Source organism: Paenibacillus shenyangensis, from assembly GCF_000346635.1.
Classification (GTDB): domain Bacteria; phylum Bacillota; class Bacilli; order Paenibacillales; family Paenibacillaceae; genus Saccharibacillus; species Saccharibacillus dauci.
Genome location: NZ_AOIG01000023.1, coordinates 1 through 21546 on the forward strand (window position 1 = coordinate 1; position 21546 = coordinate 21546).

The 21546-nt window shown below is 37.8% G+C and carries 18 protein-coding genes and 1 pseudogene; 3 read left to right on the plus strand and 16 right to left on the minus strand.

Going from position 1 to position 21546, the window contains the following annotated elements; all coding sequences use genetic code 11:
- The coding region (locus tag H065_RS26305; RefSeq protein ID WP_036630329.1) for a hypothetical protein at positions 1 to 346 on the minus strand (346 nt) is incomplete at its 3' end.
- A 518-nt stretch (positions 347 to 864) separates the two neighbouring features.
- Positions 865 to 1086, minus strand: a complete 222-nt coding sequence (locus tag H065_RS0118155; RefSeq protein WP_017814510.1) for a hypothetical protein — start codon at positions 1084 to 1086, stop codon at positions 865 to 867.
- 536 nt (positions 1087 to 1622) lie between these two features.
- Here H065_RS0118155 and H065_RS26310 point away from each other — a divergent pair.
- On the plus strand, positions 1623 to 2264 hold the full coding sequence (locus tag H065_RS26310; protein ID WP_017814512.1) for an RDD family protein: 642 nt from the start codon (positions 1623 to 1625) through the stop codon (positions 2262 to 2264).
- Between the two features lie 513 nt (positions 2265 to 2777).
- Here the strand turns inward: H065_RS26310 and H065_RS0118170 are convergent.
- A pseudogene (locus tag H065_RS0118170) lies at positions 2778 to 3242 on the minus strand (GntR family transcriptional regulator); the annotation flags it as partial.
- 558 nt (positions 3243 to 3800) lie between these two features.
- Here H065_RS0118170 and H065_RS26315 point away from each other — a divergent pair.
- Entirely contained in the window at positions 3801 to 4325 is a 525-nt protein-coding gene (locus H065_RS26315; protein WP_081604170.1) for an RDD family protein, read from the plus strand.
- A 224-nt stretch (positions 4326 to 4549) separates the two neighbouring features.
- Here H065_RS26315 and H065_RS0118180 read toward each other — a convergent pair whose 3' ends face one another.
- The 11 genes from H065_RS0118180 to H065_RS0118230 all read right to left on the minus strand — a co-directional run bounded on the left by H065_RS0118180 (position 4550) and on the right by H065_RS0118230 (position 18177).
- Positions 4550 to 4918 (minus strand): iron chaperone, encoded by a 369-nt coding sequence (locus tag H065_RS0118180; protein ID WP_017814515.1) that lies wholly within the window; start codon positions 4916 to 4918, stop codon positions 4550 to 4552.
- Positions 4919 to 5246: 328 nt separating this feature from the next.
- Positions 5247 to 5885 (minus strand): endo-1,4-beta-xylanase XynA, encoded by a 639-nt coding sequence (gene xynA / locus H065_RS0118185; RefSeq protein ID WP_017814516.1) that lies wholly within the window; start codon positions 5883 to 5885, stop codon positions 5247 to 5249.
- Between the two features lie 465 nt (positions 5886 to 6350).
- A complete protein-coding gene (locus tag H065_RS0118190; protein WP_017814517.1) occupies positions 6351 to 6920 on the minus strand; it encodes an SF0329 family protein in 570 nt (189 codons plus the stop codon).
- A 64-nt stretch (positions 6921 to 6984) separates the two neighbouring features.
- Positions 6985 to 7809: a hypothetical protein gene (locus H065_RS0118195; protein ID WP_017814518.1), complete on the minus strand. Its 825-nt coding sequence runs from the start codon at positions 7807 to 7809 to the stop codon at positions 6985 to 6987.
- Positions 7810 to 8017: 208 nt separating this feature from the next.
- Complete coding sequence (locus H065_RS0118200) at positions 8018 to 10873, minus strand: amidohydrolase family protein (RefSeq protein WP_017814519.1); 2856 nt, start codon at positions 10871 to 10873, stop codon at positions 8018 to 8020.
- 11 nt (positions 10874 to 10884) lie between these two features.
- A complete protein-coding gene (locus H065_RS0118205) occupies positions 10885 to 13860 on the minus strand; it encodes a P-loop NTPase fold protein (RefSeq protein WP_017814520.1) in 2976 nt (991 codons plus the stop codon).
- Complete coding sequence (locus H065_RS26320) at positions 13857 to 14747, minus strand: SIR2 family protein (protein ID WP_017814521.1); 891 nt, start codon at positions 14745 to 14747, stop codon at positions 13857 to 13859. The genes H065_RS0118205 and H065_RS26320 overlap by 4 nt, the downstream gene beginning before the upstream one ends.
- Positions 14744 to 15328 carry a non-canonical purine NTP pyrophosphatase gene (locus tag H065_RS0118215; protein ID WP_017814522.1) on the minus strand — a complete coding sequence of 195 codons (585 nt, stop codon included), beginning with the start codon at positions 15326 to 15328 and terminating at the stop codon, positions 14744 to 14746. The genes H065_RS26320 and H065_RS0118215 overlap by 4 nt, the downstream gene beginning before the upstream one ends.
- A 181-nt stretch (positions 15329 to 15509) precedes the next feature.
- Positions 15510 to 16493, minus strand: coding sequence for a tRNA dihydrouridine synthase (locus H065_RS0118220; protein ID WP_017814523.1), 984 nt, complete (start codon positions 16491 to 16493; stop codon positions 15510 to 15512).
- 237 nt (positions 16494 to 16730) lie between these two features.
- Positions 16731 to 17621, minus strand: a complete 891-nt coding sequence (locus H065_RS26325; RefSeq protein WP_017814524.1) for a hypothetical protein — start codon at positions 17619 to 17621, stop codon at positions 16731 to 16733.
- Between the two features lie 88 nt (positions 17622 to 17709).
- Positions 17710 to 18177 carry a MerR family transcriptional regulator gene (locus H065_RS0118230; protein ID WP_017814525.1) on the minus strand — a complete coding sequence of 156 codons (468 nt, stop codon included), beginning with the start codon at positions 18175 to 18177 and terminating at the stop codon, positions 17710 to 17712.
- 170 nt (positions 18178 to 18347) lie between these two features.
- Here H065_RS0118230 and H065_RS0118235 point away from each other — a divergent pair, with 170 nt between their 5' ends.
- Entirely contained in the window at positions 18348 to 19199 is an 852-nt protein-coding gene (locus H065_RS0118235) for an aldo/keto reductase (RefSeq protein WP_017814526.1), read from the plus strand.
- Between the two features lie 119 nt (positions 19200 to 19318).
- Here H065_RS0118235 and H065_RS0118240 read toward each other — a convergent pair whose 3' ends face one another.
- A complete protein-coding gene (locus tag H065_RS0118240; RefSeq protein WP_017814527.1) occupies positions 19319 to 19861 on the minus strand; it encodes a GerMN domain-containing protein in 543 nt (180 codons plus the stop codon).
- A gap of 30 nt (positions 19862 to 19891) precedes the next feature.
- Positions 19892 to 21253: an N-acetylmuramoyl-L-alanine amidase family protein gene (locus tag H065_RS0118245; RefSeq protein ID WP_238557988.1), complete on the minus strand. Its 1362-nt coding sequence runs from the start codon at positions 21251 to 21253 to the stop codon at positions 19892 to 19894.
- Between the last annotated feature and the right edge of the window lie 293 nt (positions 21254 to 21546).

Consider the following 21546-nt stretch of genomic DNA (forward strand, 5'->3'; position numbering starts at 1 on the left):
GGGTTTTAAAACACGCCCTAATAACAAACATTTGGTAATCAGCATTATCAATATCATTTTTGATAAGTATTTGATTATCTTTCATATAATTATTGACCATTTTGATTGCATGGTCGTATTTTTTTAAAACTTCTTCTCTACTAATATCTATCTCTTCTAGTTTTTTAATTGGTAATTTAATTTTCCCATCCTTTATGTCATTTAAATAATCAAGATAATTGGCCTGGGCTGTAGGTACATCAATTTCAACTGGATTCAGGTCAGCTGTAGCATTTGAAATACTAGAAAAAAGAAAAAATGACATCCCAAGAGCTACAAATTGAACAACTTGTTTTTTAATATCCAAATAATGTTCCTCCTTTTATTTAATACTAAAAAAGATAACATATACTCAAATATTGTAAACAAGACAAATTTACTAGAGCAGAATTGCTTTTTTTGTATTTTTAAGTCGAAATCCTTCTAGAAAATCGTATTGAATAGATTATTGATTAATAAGACGTATACTATTAATCCATAAAACGTTCGATCAGACTATTTTTCACATTTAATGTTACAAGAAGGTTTTTATAATAATGATTAGATCCTTTTATTAAAACTATATCCTAGATTATTCATTCTAAAATTAAAGCTCTATATTTAGTATCTAGGATCATTCTAATCCTATTATATAGATTCCATTGCCTTCGATTGTTTTGAACTGTACGTATTCTTAAATTATGAATATAAAAATAGACCATTCCTGATCAGGTTGATGGCCTATTCCTCGTTAGTCTGTACTCTAGATTATTTATGCTGTTATCTTATGTCTATGTACGTCCAACTCTATTCCGGCAGTGAAAGGAAGTGACCATACCTGATCGATTAATTGAAATAAAAGTATTCATTGGGGTTGGTGCTTGGCTTGCGCTGCGGAGCTTCAGTCAAGTGATAGTAAGCGATATTTGCACATTTCAAATGGTAATTTTGGTAGTAGAAATTATCTCCCCGCTCTACGGCTTCTTTTAACTGAGTGACCTGTTTGTCATTAACCCCCTGAATATACAGCTCGGTATTCCCCGTAAATACAATCTTCACATCATACATACAATCACCCTTGAATAATTATTTAACTGCTTAACTAGCATAATGCATTATTCCCATATGATGGAATAGTCAATTGGTATGTTTTCGATATAAATATAACTCTGTATTCGTCAAAATGTTCTTCTATGCCTAACTATATAATTAATTATCCATACTTTTTTAACTATTAAATGCAATTACTTAGTAAAAACTCAGTACTCATGACCTACATCACATAAGTTACTTAACAATAATATAAGTCAATAGTTGAATATTCAGTCTTTTCCAAATGATATATAATACTATTTTGGAGAAAGGAGGAAATACCGTACGATTTTTACACAGATGGCAGTGAATCGATGAAACATCTACTTTAATCTTCAGTACAGCCGGTTGTTTTAGAATATGAATGTCTTATACATATAGCTAACGATGAATACAGACCAATATTAAGGAAGCTTCACTACGATGTTTCGAACAATCGGCTTTTTGCATATTTACGCAAAGCAGCTGAAGAAGATCAACTATAACGAAAAGATTGTGGAGGAACATCAGCTATGATGAATGAACACCCTGCTGCTGACGCAGCAAATCGGATTTACGAACAGACAGTGCGTGGTAATAACAATGCGCAAGAACAAAAAGAAATTCACGCAGGCTTCTGGAAAAGGTTTCTCGCAACATGTATTGATGGAATTATTTATTTTATCATCTTTTTTATCGTGACACGTTTGATGGCTTTGGTTAGTGATCATAATGGTTATTTGAGCGGAGGTTATCCGTATCATACTTCATCGACAGGGGAAACTGTTTTCATTCTCATCTCTGCACTCTTGATCTTTGTAATGCGAATGATCTTTCCGTGGTTGTATTTCAGCTTATTTGAAAAATCCAAATACCAGGCAACTATAGGCAAAATGGCTGTTGGTATTGTAGTAGTAGACCAGCAATATCGTCCACTGCGTTTTGGTAAAGCTACCGGACGCTATTGGTCAAAATGGCTAAGTGGACTCACTCTCTGTATCGGTTATATGATGGCAGGCTGGACGGGTCGTAAACAGGGACTACACGATATAATTGCGAGTACCTATGTGGTGAACAAACGTGCTCTTCCCCAGCTTCAACAGCAGCAGCTGGAATATGAACAGCAACTCAAAGAATTCAATGCCCATCAGGCTGTAAAACATACCTTGCTTTAAATATTCAATCGTATAAATATTGTATCAGCGCAACAACTGAATCCTTTATTCTAGTCAGATTATCCATAAAGACTCTCCGGCATAGCATATAAAAAAAGAGGTAGCCCTATCTAAACTGTACCCTACAAGATGACTTTTTTCAAAGTGTCCATCTTGTAGGGTACAGTTTATCCAGCTGCCTCTTTTTTATATGCGTAAATCTCAATCACTGGGTAACGCTCTTACTACGGCTCCACAGAATCACTAGTATGAGCGGCAGGGGCACTATGCCTCCGATGATCGGCAATGTGGAGTAACTCGAGCCTGCCACGACCATGCCCGGCAATACTCCTCCGGCAGCATCCAGCGGAAGATCACGGTATCTGTATCAGACAGGTATAGTCTGCCAGATAGCGGTTAACAATCTGGTTCCGGTACGTATTCTGCTACTAATGATGGGCGAACAGTCAGTTCGGTCAGAACGATATTGAGATTATAAAATACCTTGATCATCGGTTCCTTGAACGCTTCCGGTACAGCGACATCCTTTTGCCACAGACTGTCACCGGCACGACCATAGCCAAACCACTTGGCGTAATCCGTCTCCTGCAGCATACTTTTGAGCTGGTGAAGCAGCGGCTCATAGGAAGCATCATCCGGCAAGGTGGCGCCCATCTCGATCAAATGCTGCGGCTTCGTATCCTCCAGCAGATAACCGCTCGACAGCGCATCATACGATACAAAGGTTCCGCTTCCCACCGTTGCACTGAGCAGTCCTTTTAGTTCGCAGACCTTGAATGCTTTGGAAATGGTACTCAGATTAAGATCCAGATAATCCGCCAGCTCCCGCTGGGGTGGAAGCTTGGTGCCGGGTAACAGCAGACCGTTCATAATATCCTGTTCCAACTGTCGGGCCAGCGCCTGGTAAATGGGCTTTTGCGATTTGTCGATCTCCGGCTTCCAGCTCATCGGGTAATGTTCAAATGAATTAATGGGCATGATCCGCATCCTTTTATACTTTTATATGATGATACTGATTATAGAATAAAACGGCAGTATGCATAAAGATGAATCGTTCTCTTCTCCATGAGGTCCTGTGGGCCTATCCCTTAAAAGTTACCTGCGCATAATATAAGTCTATAGTTGAATATCTCTCTTCTTTTAACTTATATATAATATAGTTTTGGGGAAAGGAGGAAATAATCAATAGATTTAACATTCATTCCAGTAAACAGGCTGATATCAGCGAGACTCTTCAGCAAATAGGTGGTTACCGTATATACGATTGTTATACATACCGTACGACATGAATACAAGCCCATCCAAATAAGCATAGCGAGTTTTGATAGAAAGTTTGTACCCAATCGCTTCTCGTCATTACAGACAGAGGCAGCAGAACGAAATGAATACAATACATAGAAGCATGGAGGATTTGTTGTTATGATGAATGAACATATGGATGCAAATGCAGCCCGAACGATGCACAATCAACAAGTGTATCAGCAAAATGCAAGAGACGAATGGAAGGACCTGTATGCGGGATTCTAGAAAAGATTTCTGGCGACCTGTATCGATTCTTTTATTCTACTATTGGTAGCCGGCATTATAATCGGTTTCGTGGTTCTGATGCTTAATCTGAATGGTGATATGAATACTGGTTATGCAAATGAACCGATGTCGACAGGCAAGAGCGTCTTTGTTGCACTCTTTCCATTTCTGCTCCTCTTGCTGGAACTGGTCTTCCCATGGCTGTACTACAGTATGTTTGAGCATTCCAAATATCATGCTACTCCAGGCAAAATGGTACTTGGTATTGTAGCGGTAGACCAACAGTATCGCCCACTGAGCTTTGGTAGAGCCAGCGGACGATATTGGGCACAGCTTCTGAATGGATTCACGCTAAATATCGGCTTCATGGTCGCTGGCTGGACAACACACAAGCAGGCATTGCATGATCTGGTCGCTGGTACATATGTGGTGAACAAACATGCCCTGGAACGCCTGCATCAACAGCAGCGTGAATATGAGCAGCAGCTCCAGGAGTATAACAACCAGATGGCTGCGCAGAAGAATATACTCTAAATGAATATATGCTAAATAACTATATTCTAAATTCAAGCGTACAAAAAGACGACTGTTCCCAGTCGTCTTTTTTGGCTTATCTATTGCTCCTCTATCACTGTTGCTTGCTGATATCTATGGATTGCGGATACGATAGCTGACCTTTACAATGCTTATCTCCCTGATCCGGTTCTTCTATTCCTGAGGTTCAGATGATATATGCAGCAGCTCCCACTTCGTACTGGTTATCGCCAAAATGTTGAACAACCAGCTTTGTCTTCCAGATTAAACTGGATCATTTCCTGCAGTAATTCATAATTAACTTCGCTTTTCCAGGGAATCCGAAACAGCTGGTTGGTATGGGTATAACCTGCCTGTACAATCTGCTGTGCAAAGCGGTCGATTCCTGCTTTTTCCGGTGCGACAGAGAGGTGCTGTTTGGCTGTACTGAATGCAATAATAAACGTGTCGTGATCCGTGAACATTGGCTGATTCCAGGCAATTTTGGGAACCAGATCCGCAAAGGTCTCGCCTACCCATGATAGTACATGTTCCATACGCTCCCGCTGCTGTGGATCATTCATCGAACCCAAGTATTCTGCAAATACTTCCATTGGTCTTCCCTCCTGAATAGAATATTCAAACTGTACCACTGGTCATTCTGTCCTGATCGCTGCGACGGGCAATATTGTAGTCTTTATTTCAGTTTGAAGCGTCTGGAAGTACTTTACAAGTGTTTTATGTACTCTTCTTTTCTCTGAAAACATAGTCGATTTACGAGTTTGCACCTGTCTGATCTATTCTTCAAAGGATGCGCAAAAAAGGCTTATCCCCCTGTCTTTGGTAAAGACTGCAGGACAAGCCTTTTTCTAATGAAATTACAGGATCAGGCAGAGCCATCTCTCACTTCTTTACGGTTCATACTGCAATAGACGGATTGCCTTACCATACCGTCACATTGGAGTTGCCGCTGCTCTGATAACCTTCAGTCGCCATGACCTGATACGACCAGGTGCTGCCAAGTTTCATACCGTGACTGGCCCATGCTTTTACATGGTTGCTAAAGGTGATCGTAGCATTGCTGCCGGTCGGACGCTTCGTCTGACGTACACTCCAGTATTGGGTGAATGTTTTGTGGTCGCCTTCGATCGAAGGTGCATCATAACGGGTGGTTGTGTAGATATCATATACACCGCCGTCGCTGGTAACCGTTCCTTTGTATGTACCGGTCGGACGGTACGTTCCCCAGCTGTCTACGACATAATATTCAATCAGCGAATTGCGGGTCCAGCCGTACAAGGTCAGATAGCCGTTACCGGATGGTGCCCACAATCCTGCATTATAGTTAATCACTCGATTCGGTGAACCGGTCGTCCAGCCTTTACCTACGACAAAGTTACCGGTATTTTGCCAATTTACGCTGTAGTTACCGCCGGTTCCATTCACCGAATTCACTGTACCGCCGCCATCTGTCCAGTTTTGCCAATAATCTGTAGCTGCGCTGGAAGTAGCTGCGAACACACTGGAACTCATGGAAACCGCCAGGATGGTCGTGAGGAATTTCTTTTTGAATGTAGACATATTGTGCCTCCTCTGAATCTGAAAATGGATTGTTGGCATCACCTATAACAACCGTTTGTATGAGGTTATGAGTAGAGTGATAGCCACAATCTATATATTCCATATTAAGTAACAAAATCCTTTTTTAACATGTTGATATCAACATATAATATAAACGAAGTCGAGCTGGAAATATGTAATACACAGAAAGGTAATGGCACTGTTATCCTGGTTGTCATAACTTTATATTATCCGATCCGATGACGATAATCTGGAAATTGAATAGTCTGCGGCAACTTCCACTCCTCCAGAGTACGCAACAAAGGCTGCCGAATCATCGACAGCCTCGCGTATTATACATGTTGAATAGGGTATATCGTTATTCCATAGTGTGTCATCCGCTACCTGTTTGGAACATACAGCTAGATCGTTAGCCTGCTCGTTGTTCATGATGGTACAGGCTCTCTTGCTATTAACTGAATTGAACTAACATTTACCCAATCGCAGCTCATAAAAGTACTGCACAATCGGATGTTTGAGCTTGATCGTGCTGCTCATGCTGAGAATTCGCTTTTTGCCTACGCGGCGGTCCATCAGTGCCAGAATATTCAGCAGGATATCACTGCTTTCCAGACTATCTTCGATCGAACTTGCCAGAAAACGGGTAGCTACAGCGGTAAAATTGGATTTGCTGAGCGCTGTCTGGGCAGTCAGGATTTCTTTGGCATAGGTTGTGACTTTGCGATTTCTCGCCATTACCTTCATGCGTTCTTCCGGTACATTCCCGTTGGTTTCTTTGCGGATCGCTTCGATCTCTTCCGGGCTGACTGGAATCTGCAGTTCCGGATCACTCTTGATTTCCTGCTCCGTCTGATACCAGCGGATCGGGCTGGTCTTGTCGTTCATGTTGAAGATATTTTTCTTGTCTACCGTAATATAGCAGTTTCCCGATTTGCCGGTCATATAACTGTAACTGGTTGCCCGGTACTCTACTCTTCCATCCAAGGCAGGAGCCAGAAAGCTCTCCAGGTTTTGTTTTAATTTACTCCAGGACATGTATCCTCCTATGTTCTCAAAGCTAGACCATAACTTATAATGATAACTTTTTTTATTAATAAAGCTAATTATTTCTCTCTTCTTCATCTAATAATACATTTATTTTTTTATTCATTAATTCATTTTTATCTATAAATTTGTATTCTGTTGAATTATGATATGATTTATTATTACCTAATAATACTTTATTTTCTTCTGTAGAATGAAAAATATACCAATTGATTAATTCTCCATTATCCTCCTTTATGAACAAGCTTCTGCTAAAAGATTTTAAAATATAACTATCAAGAAATTTAATGACATCACTAAATATTTTTCTATACATTACAGAAAACAAGAAAAGCATTATCCCAACTATTAACAAGGGAATTATAAGAGAATTTGTTTTTGAATACTCTTTTATTTCATCTAGTGCTTTACTATCAAGAGGAGCAACCCATCCTAATAAAGCTGGCAATATCAAATAGGAAATTATTAGAGTTGCCATGATTAATAAAGCAAAGTAACTTTTTCCTTTTTTGGATAAACTGCTAATATACTCCTCTACTCCTGGCTTAAAAACTTTATATAAAAAGAATATCGATATACTTGCCAAGATACTTAAAGCCGAAAAAAAAATGATTTGAGATAGTATAGGATGATTCCAACTCAAAAATAATAGCATAAACCATAAAAGTCCTATAAAGGTCACTATAATTTGAAAACTCACTTCAACAATTCTAATAAAAGTGTTTCTTTCTTTAGAATATAGCTTTTTCTCAATATCAGTAGCTGTAAATATAGTAATTGGTTTGATTTTAAAAACAAAAAGTGCGCTACCACCTATAATACTTAATACACTGCCTGACAATAAATACTTAGAAAAAACACTTTCCAATTCCGTGATCATCTTAATTCTCCTTATGTATTTTATAAAAAACCTTCTATTATTGATATTTCTCAATAATATTTTATGAGAATTCACAGTAATTTTAATTCCATTTTCAAAGAGGGATAATATAAGCTCTACACTAAAAAGTAGAGCTCATATTATTCTACATGTTAGCTATAAATTAAGTGATCAGATATTACATTTCTATAAAGACGATAAATCTATATTACAAAGAAGAAACATAAGCTGGGTCTTCTAAAGCTGCAATCGTCATATCTAGAATGTGTAAATATTGCTTACGGCTACGAACACCACGAATGAAAGAAGTATCCATACCTGCTTTTCGAAGTTTCTCAATCCATTCTAATGCAGCTTCACGTCCCATTCCCTGCTGAAGCATTCCATAATACATATACACCAATTCGTTACTAACATTAGTATTAAATACCATAGGATCATCTGAGTTAACATTCACCAGTACATTTCCTAAATCTGGATTACCTGCTGATTGCAACTTGAACAGCTGATTACCAAAAACAGAACGAATTTCTCCAATCGCTTCATTTGAAGAAGGATTAACTTCAATTACAATTCCACTTGCAGACAATTTTCGTATTAGATATTGCTGCATATCCTTCATCATCATCTGTTCAATTTCGTTAGCTGTAACATATATAGGCTCTTCCATCTTACGCAATGTATCTTCTTGATGATATGCCTGGTACAGCTTATCTTGTGCTTTGAGCGATTGTTCGTACTTATTAAGATCAAGTGCCTGTTCACGCATTGTCTTAAGTTTTTGAATTTCAGTTATGCGCCTTTTGAATCTTCTCTCATATACATCATACAATACCGAAATACGCATATTACCTGCATCAATTATTTCACCAAAAATCTCTTTAGCAATCCGATAAATTGTACGCTCTAAATAAACGAGAGTTTCTGTTTGGAGATTTGGTGTATAACTATATACTCCCCAAATCCAAAGTAAATTATCTAAATACTCACCTCGTGGTAAGATCACTAATGGATTATTTCTAATCCAATCTTCAATTTCTACCCCAAGTGCGATTCCATGACCTATTCGGTCACCAGCATGTAGCTTACAATAACGTACAACTTCATCAATTCGACGTAATCCAGAAATTAAATGTCGGAAATCTTCACCTGCATGGAAAGTGAAAAATAGGCTTTGACGAGGTAAAATATTTCCTTCTGGATCCATAATTCGTAAAGCATCATACCGGCTATCACGAGCTTCCTCAAAGACCGGAGCAAAAACTTGTACTGGTGTGTTATTTTCAAGACTTGCTGCATCTAAACCTACAATAAAGTTTGTCGCCATAGGTACAATTTTTCGTAGCTCTTGAAGATGTTCAACTTGTTTAATATATTCCTCCTGAAGATGTCCAAAATGGAGTGATGTCTTCAGGGTATGATCACGTTCTTCGTCATATAGAGAAAAGTCTTTATTAATATCATCTGGACGTTTGATTAGATGGTAAACAATTCCAATTAATGGATAGTCTACATTCGGATCATTTTCCACGTCATAATCTTCTCGAAGTACTTTTCGATAAGACGTTAAGATATCATACAGAATTTTTTTATTACTATACAAGTTATCTTTAATCGAAATACGAAGCTCCACTTTTTTAAGATAACGATTTTGAAAGAGAGTTCGAAGCATAATTGGGTAATAATCCGAGTTCTTCATAATTCCGTCTGTAGCCCGATCAAAATATCCTCTAAAAAAATCTAATCCATTCATTACTGTTGGCTGAATCACTTGTTGATAAAACTCATTTTTAATAGAAATATACATGAAAAAAGCCCGATAAAATTGTTCGAAATGAGTAGTGTATGTTGAGCACATCGAATGATTTGATGATATCTTCAGAAGATGTTTGTAGGAAACTGCTAAATGTAAAAAAATATTTTCACCATATGTTTTGATTCCTCTATAATTAGCAAAGATATCAAAAACAAAATCTGTAGATTTCAATCTATTTATATCTACCAATTGTAATTTGACGCGTTCAATCGCATTTTCAATTGCAAAAGGTGTAGCAAATTGACTAACAACAGGCTCTCTTAATAATTTGAGAATCAAATCCATAGTCTCTACGTCTTCATAAAAAGTATCCTCTACCCATTCAAATAAAGAACGATGTTCCTTCAAATTACAATTGAGATCAAACTCCAAACCAGACCCATCATTGTGATAAACTTCGGATTGTAAATATATTGTCATTACCCATCGTAAAAGTCGAGCAGTAAGAATATAAGATTCCACTTCAGAAGTTGTAGCTAAATGATTAGTTTGAAACCTTTTTAAATACTTGAACATGTCAACTTCATTACTTTTACTGTTCATTACTGCTTGCCATAAAACTGAAAAATTAAAAGCTGCTGAGGCATGAATATGATTTTCTGCTATGCCTTTTCGCAAAATCTCATCTAATCCAGCATCAGCTAAATTAACGTGCTGATAAAACTCATGTAATTGAATGGGATCAAATAAACCGTTTTGAGTATGATGCAGTGCGATAATTAAATCAAGTGAAATAAATCGACTAATGGTATGAAAAAAATGTACCTTGTCTTGTCCTTTATAGTAATCCATAAAATCTATGAATCGCCATTTTTTATCTTGATTAGCATCATTTTTCCAATATTTAAATACAATATCTCCATCACGATAAGAGAGCAAAGCATCTCCAAATTCTTCAAGTATTTTAAAATAATGCATGTATAAATTTTGTTCTGATTTTAACAATCGATATTGATCTAAATTTGAAAAACCCGCGTTTTTTGCTTGTTCTTCATTACAAAGCATAGGATAAAATTTTTGTAACAATAAATCAATCTCATCAATACTTTTAGGTCTCGCTTTACGTAGTATTTCATTTTGAATTTTGATATGAAGTTCTTTTTGAAGTTTTTCGCGTTCACTTCGTTCATACTCACTATTAGTACTGTCTTTATTTAGTAAAGTTAAGATCTCTTGTTGTCCGAAAAATCTCATATTTTGAAAAGGAAAAAGTGAAAGATTAATAAGAAGAGTGATTTTTTTCAACATTAATTTTGCTCCTAAGAATCCAGATCATTATTATCTAAATTTCGTTTCTGCAATTGATCGATCTGAGCCTCGCTTAATCCTTCTGTATCTAAATCAGATAATTCAAAACCATACTCTTCTATTTCTAATTTCACTTCTTTGTTTATATTTTCAATAGCTTGATTAAGTTTATCATAAACTATTTTTTTGGCTTCCTCATATTCGTTAAATGACACTTCAGTTGCATCTGTGCCAACATATATAGCATACTGCTCAATAATGAAATTTTCTTCTTCAGTAAATGAGTCTGTTGGAAAATATGCTGCATTACGTAATTTAGGCAGAAATGTACGTGCTTCATATTGACCATACCAAACTTTATTATTTTCCGATAATTCTTCTATATTATTTAATAATTCATTATACATTTCAAACGTAAGATTCTGGTTATTATTCTGAGAAGTTTCAAATTTCCACTTTGCATAAGCATATTTAGTTAAAGAGTTACCACTCTCACCACTGTTAAATTTTTCAACATCCTTTTCATTAAGATCTTCAATTGATATATAAAACTTAGAATCCGTAGAAGAATTGTTCTCTTTTATAATCTTATCTATTAAGTTCTCAGCAAACTTTCTAATTCCATTATCTATAGTTTGTACAACTGTTTCTGGCATTTTTTGATTATTTTTAGTAGCAGTGTTAATTTTCTCTAGTTGATTACCAATACTTTCTTTTTTTACCTTGATAGCTGTTTTCTTAGTCATATCTGTTTTAATAACTTTTTGCAGAAAATTAACAAATAATGATCTTTTTCTAATAATTCTCAGAAATTCTCCATAGTTTCTAACTCCCCCACTAAAATCATCCGTTTTTTTGTATTGCTTCTGCAATTTAGAATCCCACACTTCCAAAATTGTTCTAAATTGTCGTTCAACTGTAGTTGAAGCCTCTGTCTTTGTACATAATTCTTGAAGCATAATAATTCCATAATTCGCTAGTTTTTTTGCATATTCATTTTGACTATATTTAGATTGTTGATATAGTGTTGTTAACAATTGCTCTTCTGGTGTTATTTCTTTATTTATTAAAGCTTGTTCTTCTTTTTTTAATACTTCTGCAACTATTCGAATAAAAAATTCATCTTTTAATTGCACTTCATTTGAATCCCATTGTGTTTTATAATAATACTCAGAAAAATTACTTTTTAAAATCAATTCAATGAGAAGCATTGATAATTTAGGTGTTGCAAATAAAGATAGTGCTTCTGCTAAGTAGAACAATCGAAAGTTTACACTTTGATAATATTCAAAATTTTCTGTAACAGTATAGTTTTCAATTTTCAATTCATCATTTTTAATTAGTAGACTATCGACAACTTTTTTTTTCCAATTAAAGTAAGCTTCTACTGAATAAGAAATTTCTGTAGATACTGCATTTTTCGGTTTAAATAAATACTGTATCATTTCTCCTATAACATAAAGAGGACGTATAAGTTCTTTAGATATATTGGGTTCTTGTATTAATTTCAAGATTTCTTGTTTATCTTCATTTTTTATTATTTCTTTTTGATCTTGTATCCATTCTTCTAATATTTCATATTTTATTACTGTACTTTTAGCATCACTCCCCCATAATAAAAATTTTTCAAAAATAAAATCTTGATGTGGAAGCAACTTTGAATTTGACATAATCAAAGTATCAATAAAAACTTTGACTAACTGAAATTTTCGTTCTACATTTAGTTCTTCATTTTTTTGAAGAACCTTATTCAATTGATGAAGATGGTAATAAGCATTTACAATTCCACGTGGTCGTTCATCAAAAATCACATAACTTCTATTAATAGCTCGATCTATACGTTTATTATTCTGCTGATCCATTTCTTCGTAATTAAAAATCGACCAAGAACCCATCAATCTTTTAAGTTGCTTAAGAAGATTATCATCTTTAAAAGCAAAGTTAGGCAGTGTTTCTTCACTCCATTTAATTAGTTGATGTCTTCTAGCTGGAGGAATAATCTTTTTTAGATATTCATGTGCAAGATCAGTTTTACGTTTCAAAATGGTCAATGAATCCATAGATGATTTGTAATCATTGACTTTATTAAGTACTTTTAATGAATCATAAACACTTAATCCTAGTTCTTGTAATGGATCATCTTGTAACAGTGCCAGTGTAAGTGATTCTGTTAAAATTTCGTAATCACCAGAAAGAACAGTTACAATGTTGGGATGATTAGTATATTGCAAAAGTGCTTCGATCAATTCTCGAGTTTTAGTTGTTTTTAAATCAATATCATCAATAAAGATATAAATAAGCACGATTTCGTCATTATTATTTATTGCGTTTTTCACTTTAATTATTTCATGAATTAATTTCATTAATTTCTTCTTAAACTCAATATCAGGAATTAATAACCGTTCTGATTTACGGATATGTGTAGGAAGGTCAACATTAGATTGGATTAACATTTCTCGATATTGATGCTCTGTGTACAAATGATATTCAATAGTTTCATTAATAAGTTGCTTAAGCGGATTATTGGGCTTTAATATACCGTTATTAAAATATTCACAAAGTAATTCTGAACAAGTAACATTCTTTTTTAATTGATCGATCAGATTCTTGCCCACTGCACAAAGTAGCCCTACAATCGATCCTATAATTTTTGTGTTTTCACCAAAATTATCTGGTTCAATTAAAGGCAAAATAATATTTCCTTTTTTATTTTGATTTAATTCTTCTTGCAATGTATAAAGCACAGAAGATTTTCCAGTTCCGCGTGAACCAAATATTCCAATGGTATTCAGATAATCCTGTTTACTAAGCTTATTCTTTTGATCTGCACATTTATTAAAAGGATTATAGGCATTAAACCGAATTTCTTCTAATTGTTCTAAAAGAAGATCGTACGTTGGCATGATTTTATAAATTTGCTCACCTAATGCTCTAGCACCTATCTTAGGTGAATCTTGTTCTTGTTCTTGTTGAAGTTGATTATTCATTTTTTAATTGTCCCTTCTATTTGAAAATAAGATACTCTATCTTTAGTATTTAGCTTGCCCGTGCCTTCAAATACTCTTTCTAAAAATTCAATAGTTCCTTCTTTGGGATCTGGATTTTTTGATACAATGGGGATAATACCACGAGATCGCAAAATTGTTTCCTGAATTTCATTTGGACTAGTTAAGAACATATAAGAAGGAGGTCTAACGGTCGACGAATGAAATATTTTCCATGTTGCATTCAATTTATGTAGCAGCAAACGAATGTTGATATCATTCAAACTATATCCTAGGAATAAAATTGACTTACCTAAAATATCTGAACGAAACTTAATATCTAGTGGAGAGTCAAAGTTCAAACGTTCAAAATAACTAGATTCTGTCAAAACAATACTTGATTCGTCGGTTGTCTCCATATCTCCATGGAACTTGATAATTTGCGTATCACATCCGTTGCTACAGGCAATATCGCCCACATCAGCAATCTTATGATAATGAGTATTCGGCGAGTACTCTTCAAAAGCTAATTCCAAACCATTATCGTAATTTGTAGTATAGATAATAGGGAAATTGAGTTTTGCAATTAACTCATGTACACGTGAAGCTTTCACTTCTTTGATAGGAACTGTCCATTGATTTTGGAATTTTTCTAGAAGTGGCACTAGTGATCCTTGTTTCAGTACATAATATTCAGCTAGTGTTAAAGGATCACCATTGCCTAATATCTGATAGATTTCAGAATCAAAACCTAGATCTTCTGATAACTGATTGATAAGCTCTCCATAAGAAGGTAACCCCAGATTACGTGATATTCCTGCACCTACAAATAAAATAGTATTCCCCTGCTGAATACTTCGTACCAGTTTGTAAATGTAACTATCACTCATAATTGCAGTTCTCCTTTTGTTTGCATATCCTCTAAAAACTTTTCTATTGCTTTTCGTCTCATAGAAACTTCATTCTTTTCTTCTATTGTCATTTCAGATAACGTTTTTTTGTAGCCTTTAGGAATAAAAATACTATCCCAACCAAATCCATTTCCTCCTTGAACTTTTTGAGATAATTTCCCTTTAATTTCACCTGTATAAATATGTAGCCTTTTCCCATCTATATAGCCTAGATAAGTTTGTGCAACTACTTTTCTTTTTTTCTTAGCAAGTTGTAGAATTCCTTGCTCCTTCAATTCACTCCATATAATACTAGTCAATCCACCTGGGAAATCGCTCCATTCTTGCAGATGTAAGCTAGTATGTTCTACAATCAATGGTCTTTTAATCTTTTTAAAAGCTTCTAGTGCCTTATTTGAAATCAATTGCTTCATGTCTTTTGTTTGAATTTCATTTATTGTTGCTTCGTGAAACTTAATTAATTCTACTGCTTTTTTCTCCCCCAGAATTACACTAGCAATCTTTTCGAACTCCTCATACTTGTTTTCATCACTACTAATAAACCATATCTGCTTGTTCAACTTTATTGCTCCTCTCGCCATACAACATTATTCGAATCATTTATTGTCTATTTGCATAACAGAAAAAGACGATAATTAATTATCGTCTTTTTCTGTAAAAAAAATTAATTTATACCTTAATGTTATACAAGCAATTAATTAACAGTATTTTAGTGCTCATATAAAACTTCGATAATAAATCTCAGCTTTCTTCCACTATCTCCATTTGTTTTGCCAAAAAATCATCCAGCATCGCTCGCACTTCATCCGTGGATCTCGCACTCATCAGTTCATTGCGCAGCTCACCCGCTCCGCGGAAACCGCGAACATAGATTTTGAAGAAACGCGGCAAAGGCTTGAATGAACGAGGTTCAACGGCTGAGTACTTGTCATGCAGATCCATATGCAGTCTGAGTAGATCCAGCAGTTCTGTACTGCTGTGCTCTCTGGCTTCTTGTTCAAACGCAAACGGATTACTGAATATCCCGCGCCCAATCATCACGCCATCGACGCTATACTTCTCAGCCAGTTCCAGCCCTGCATTACGATCCATAATATCTCCGTTAATAGTTAGCAATGTATTGGGCGCAATCTCATCCCGAAGCTGCTTGATCTCTGGAATCAGCTCCCAGTGCGCAGGAACCTTACTCATCTCGTCTCGCGTCCGCAGATGAATCGACAGGTTGACAATGTCCTGCTTCAGGATATGCGTTAGCCAACCTCGCCATTCCTCGACTTCCGTAAAACCAAGACGCGTCTTTACACTGACCGGCAACCCGCCAGCCTTGGCTGCCTGAATAATCTCTGCTGCCAGCTCTGGACGGCAGATCAATCCGCTGCCTTTGCCATTTTCGGCCACATTCGGTACCGGACAGCCCATATTGATATCGATTCCCTTGAACCCCTGCTCTGCCATACCAATACTCATCTGGCGGAAATATTCCGGTTTGTCTCCCCAGATATGCGCCACAATCGGCTGTTCATCCTCGGTGAACATGAGCCGGCCGCGTACACTATGGTGCCCTTCCGGGTGACAATAGCTCTCCGTATTCGCAAATTCAGTAAAAAATACATCCGGTCTGGCCGCTTCACTCACAACATGACGAAAAACAACATCCGTCACATCCTCCATCGGTGCCAGTATGAAAAAAGGCTTTGGTAATTCACGCCAAAAATTGTCTGTCATTTTAAAAATCCTTTCATGGTATATAGCTGTAAGTCTTCATTCTGTATTTATATTTAGACGGCTATTAAATTTGGAAATCGTAGGATAAAGCAGATGCAGATAGCAGTACCTGCTCTGCATGTCTTGCGTATGGTACTACGTTAGCTGCCAAAAAATATACAGCAGTAAGCACTATACATACAAGGTAACGATATAGACCTCCATCATTATACTAGATTGCATAGCCAAAACAGAAGGTTAATTTCTTCTTTTGGCTAATTCATCAGGTATATCTCTATTAGTAAGCGCTATATTGATAGCTTCTTTGGTAAAGGTATACTTTTTCTTTTGCGGGAAAAAGTCCACCTGCTCAAGCGTAGGCGATTGCAGCAAAAAGCTCAGCTCTCCGTCCTGTACATCCCAGAAACGGATGGTTTTCAGATTGATCATATGCGGTACAAAAGAGAGCGTTTGGATATCCGACAGAAATAATTGCCGAATCGATGTATTACCCTTTAATACAGTATAGTCGGTTATTCGTTTACATTTCTCTATGTATAATTCGGCGAGATATGTGCATTCATTAAGCCCCTCCAGATCAGCGAGCCGCGGGCTGTGAGTAATCTGCAGAGATTCCAGCATTTGCAGTGAATCTATACCGGTTAGAGTTTCTATACTACTGCTGCTGATTCGTAGGCTGATAAGAGAAGATAGCGAACTCAGACAGCGGCAGTCTTTATTTTTAGTTCCTGCCAGCAAGAGATGCTGTAAGTTAGGAATGTCGATCAGTTCAATCTCTCCGTCAGCTCTCGTAATATAGAGAGTATGTAGTCCTTGAAGCCGCGAGAAATCCAGTCGATCTTTGACATAAGCGAGACTGAGATGTCGGAGATGAGGCAGAGAATAGAGCGGTTCCAGAGATATTTTTTTTAATGGAATCTCTTCATCTATCGTCAGGAAGTAAATATACGGTTTGTTGGCTAGCGGAGCAAGATCCAGCTTGGTCCCTGAATGATTTGTATCTTTTGGGATAGGGATGATCTTCAAATGATGAATATCTTGTTGATCCATGTATTGAACGCCTTTGGCTAATTGATGCAGCGGGACTTCCAGATAACCGGCATCTTCATTGTAAATAAACTTTACCAACGCATTCCCTCCTGTTTGCTTGGACTCTGTGTATCGCCATAATGGACATATAATTAGAAGCATGCACGCGAGTACATTCATTAATTGCTTATGCCTTATGTTGTTTCTCAACACTTCCTGTAGAAGAAGCATAAAATACATCACTGTGCATATGCTGAATACGGTCCCAATTCCGGGGATTCATCATGTCGAGAGAAGCGCCCTTCAGGATGGTCTGATACAGTTCGGTTTTCTCTTCCAAATGAGCAATATGCCGCTGTGCTTCTTCCAGTTTGATCTTCGCCGATTCTTTGTGCTCCATCATAAGCTCATAACGCTGCTGAATCGTCGTATCGCCTTCGAGGCAGAGATCAACGTACATTTTAATCGTTTCAATCGACATGCCGGATTGCTTGAGGCACCGGATACCATGCAACCAGTTGATCGATTGCTCGTCGAATAGTCGAATATTATTCTGATTACGCTGTACGCTGGGTACCAGCCCTTTATCTGTATAAAAGCGGATCGCATGCTCGGTAAGCCCTGTGATCTGTGCAGCATCTTTGACCGTATACATGGAATTCCCTCCCAAAAAATAAATTTTCATCTTCCTCTTGCCTTCGTGTAAGACGAAGGTATTAGGCTTACTGTAATGCAAGCCGCTGATAAATGGAAGTCTATCGACCAGATCGATGACGAACTGCGCGGCAGCATATCTTTTACTTTTACCATTCGGGAGGAATAATGATGCAGACTGTTACATTAAACAACGGTATAGAAATGCCAATTATCGGCTTTGGGGTATATCAGGTGCCGGATGCTGAAGAATGCGAGAATGCGGTATATGAAGCTCTGATGGCAGGTTATCGCCTGATCGATACGGCTGCTGGTTATGTGAATGAGGAAGCGGTCGGACGTGCGATCAAGCGCAGTGGTATCCCGAGAGAGCAGCTGTTTGTGACGACCAAGTTGTGGGTGCAGGATGCCGGCTACAAGAAGACCCAACAAGCCTTTGCCCGTTCTATGCAAAAGCTGCAGCTGGACTACCTTGATCTGTATCTGATTCACCAGCCGTTCGGCGATTACTATGGTGCCTGGCGCGCGATGGAGGAGCTGTACCATCAAGGAAAGATCAGAGCGATCGGTGTCAGCAACTTCCTGCCTGACCGGCTCATGGACCTTATCATGAACAACGATATTACTCCCGCAGTGAACCAGATCGAGACGCATCCTTTTTACCAGCAAAACGAGAGTGCTGCCTTCCTGAAAGAGCATGGCGTATATCATCAGTCATGGGCTCCATTTGCCGAAGGGTTGAACAATATGTTCGGTAACGACGTACTGGTCGCTATTGCAGCCAGACACAACAAATCGGTCGCCCAGATTGTGCTGCGCTGGATGGTACAGCGTGACATAGTAGTCATTCCCAAATCTGTTCGAAAAGAACGCATTATCGAGAACTTTGATATTTTCGATTTTGAGTTGGATGCAGAGGATATTCGGCAGATCGCGTCTCTGGATACAGGCAAGAGTCTGTTCCTGTCCTACCTCGATCCGGAAGTTGCCAAGAAGATGGGCAGCTGGAAGATTGATCTGTAAAGTTGGATATAGATAGGCTATCTCTGTGGCAAACAGGTAAAATCATTATTCAGTCAGCCTTATTATTGAACAAAAAAGCAGCCGATTCTCCAGGGAGTGTCGGCTGCTTTGGTATTCCTCTATTCACGAGTGAGCGGATTTTCCAGCTCTGCTTGCCCCATCAAACTGTCCGTCTGTTTTCCATCAACCAGCAGCTGAATATTTTTTACTTCGTCAAATTGAAAAAAGGTCTTTTTCAAAGCATCGAGCGCCAGAATCTCTCCGGAAGATCCCATGCGTGCTTTATCCGGAATATGCACATCCAGTGTCAATGTCCCTTGCTCCAACTTGGCGGAGAGCAAGTCAATATTCTCCCACAAAGGAATAAGCTCTTTTTGATCGCTCTGCTGGAGAGCTGCATAAGCTGCACTGTATTTCTCCGAATCCTCTTTAAACGTAATGGTCTGTGTATGTGGTTCCAATTGCATGACTTGAACATCCGAATAATACACTTTGATCTCCTGGGACTTCTCTTCTTGATTGTCCTTGGTATCTGCCGGTGCCGGCTTATTCGTTGCAGGATCAGAACCTTGAACGGTAGTGGCAGCAGGCTTACTCTCGCAACCGAGGGCGAGTACGCTCAGAGCGCATATGATGATCGCCAGATAAATTCCTTTTTTCATAATCCACATCCTCTTTATTTAATTCGTATTCTATAATTCCAGATATTCTTTGATGCCATCCACAATCGCTTGTGCCGCTTTATTCTGATTGTCTTCTGACATCATGGCTTCTTCCTCTTCTTTGTTGCTCAAGAATCCAATTTCCAGGAGGACAGCCGCCATCGTGGTTTCCCGAATAACCTGAAAATTTTGATTTTTAACTCCGCGATCCGTAAATCCCAAAGCCTGAATCAATTTTTCATGAATACAATTGGCTAATTCCTTGCTGCTCTCGCGCTGATAATAATACGTCTCTGTTCCTTTTGCCTGGGGAGAAGCCAGGACGCTGTTGGCATGTATGGATACAAATACATCTGCCTTCAGATCATTAGCCAGCTTCACCCGTTCCGGTCTGGTAGGGTAGACATCTGTCTCACGAGTCATAACCACTTCTATACCAGGTTCATTTTGTAAAAGAGCCTGCACTTTAAGACTTAGCGCAAGGGTAAAGTCTTTCTCATGTTTTTGTGTGATACTTATTGTCCCTGGATCTGTGCCTCCATGACCTGCATCAATAACGACTATTTTTTTTCCGTTGTCTACCGGGAGGGTAGAACCGGAATCATTGACCATGTCCAGATCAAGAATAAACTTGCCGGTACTGGTCTGCGGTTGGTAATGAACAGAGCTGACATTGTTCAGTTCCATAACCACACGAACCTGGGCAGGATTGTTTTGATACAGGGAATAACGTATTTCCTTCACATTGGGAGAATCGCTCGTATCGAGTCTTGCTATCGCTCCTGGAGAAGGTGCGTTTTCCATATTGCCAAAGTTGGTAGCCGGAAAATCCAAGACAAGACGCTCCGGATTTTTGAGCTCTGTAATCACCGGATTAATCTCGCGATCCAGTGAGACGACCAGTTGATTATTCACATAATTGATCTCATGAATCGAGTTCGTTGCTGCTGCACTCCCATTATCAGGCAGCGGTGTATCAGGTGTACTGCTGACCAGACTGGCTAAAGTTACGATTTTATCGCTATTGTTCCACTCTACTCCCAGCCCCATCGCTTCACTAACAAAACGCAAAGGAACAAAAACTGTATTTTGGATGATCTGGGGAGCTACTCCGAGCTTTACTGTCTTGTTACCTACAGAGGCTGCATTTTTGCCTACTGTTAATGAAACGGTTTTAGATCCTTGCTGAATATGTACATTTTGTGTAGCTTGATCCCAATTTACTTGAAACTTCAAATTTTCGGCGACTACACGGATTGGAATCATAATATTATTTTGCATATTAACGACTCCGACATCCTGGGGTAGACTCAGTTCCTGACCATCCAAAACGATCCGGGTTTGATTTGCCGCTGCATCAGTCTGTGTGGGGATCAGAAAAATCAAAATCATACTAAACAGTAACAGCATTATTGAATTTTTCATTTTACACCTCGGTTTTAAGTTACATAGACTCTATTTTCAGTAGAATACGAAAGTAGCTATGCCGTTATACAGCTATACTTTATCAGAGAAAATCACAGAATGATCTCCCTCTTCGAAATAAGACTCTCCTCCAATCAGGGATATTATGCCAGCCTTATCGTGCACGTCGAATTGCATTAGAAGCAATCCTAGTACGATAAGCTGCCCAGCTTGCTAAATGTAAAACGTTATTGCATGATAAAAGTTGTGAAATAAATGAT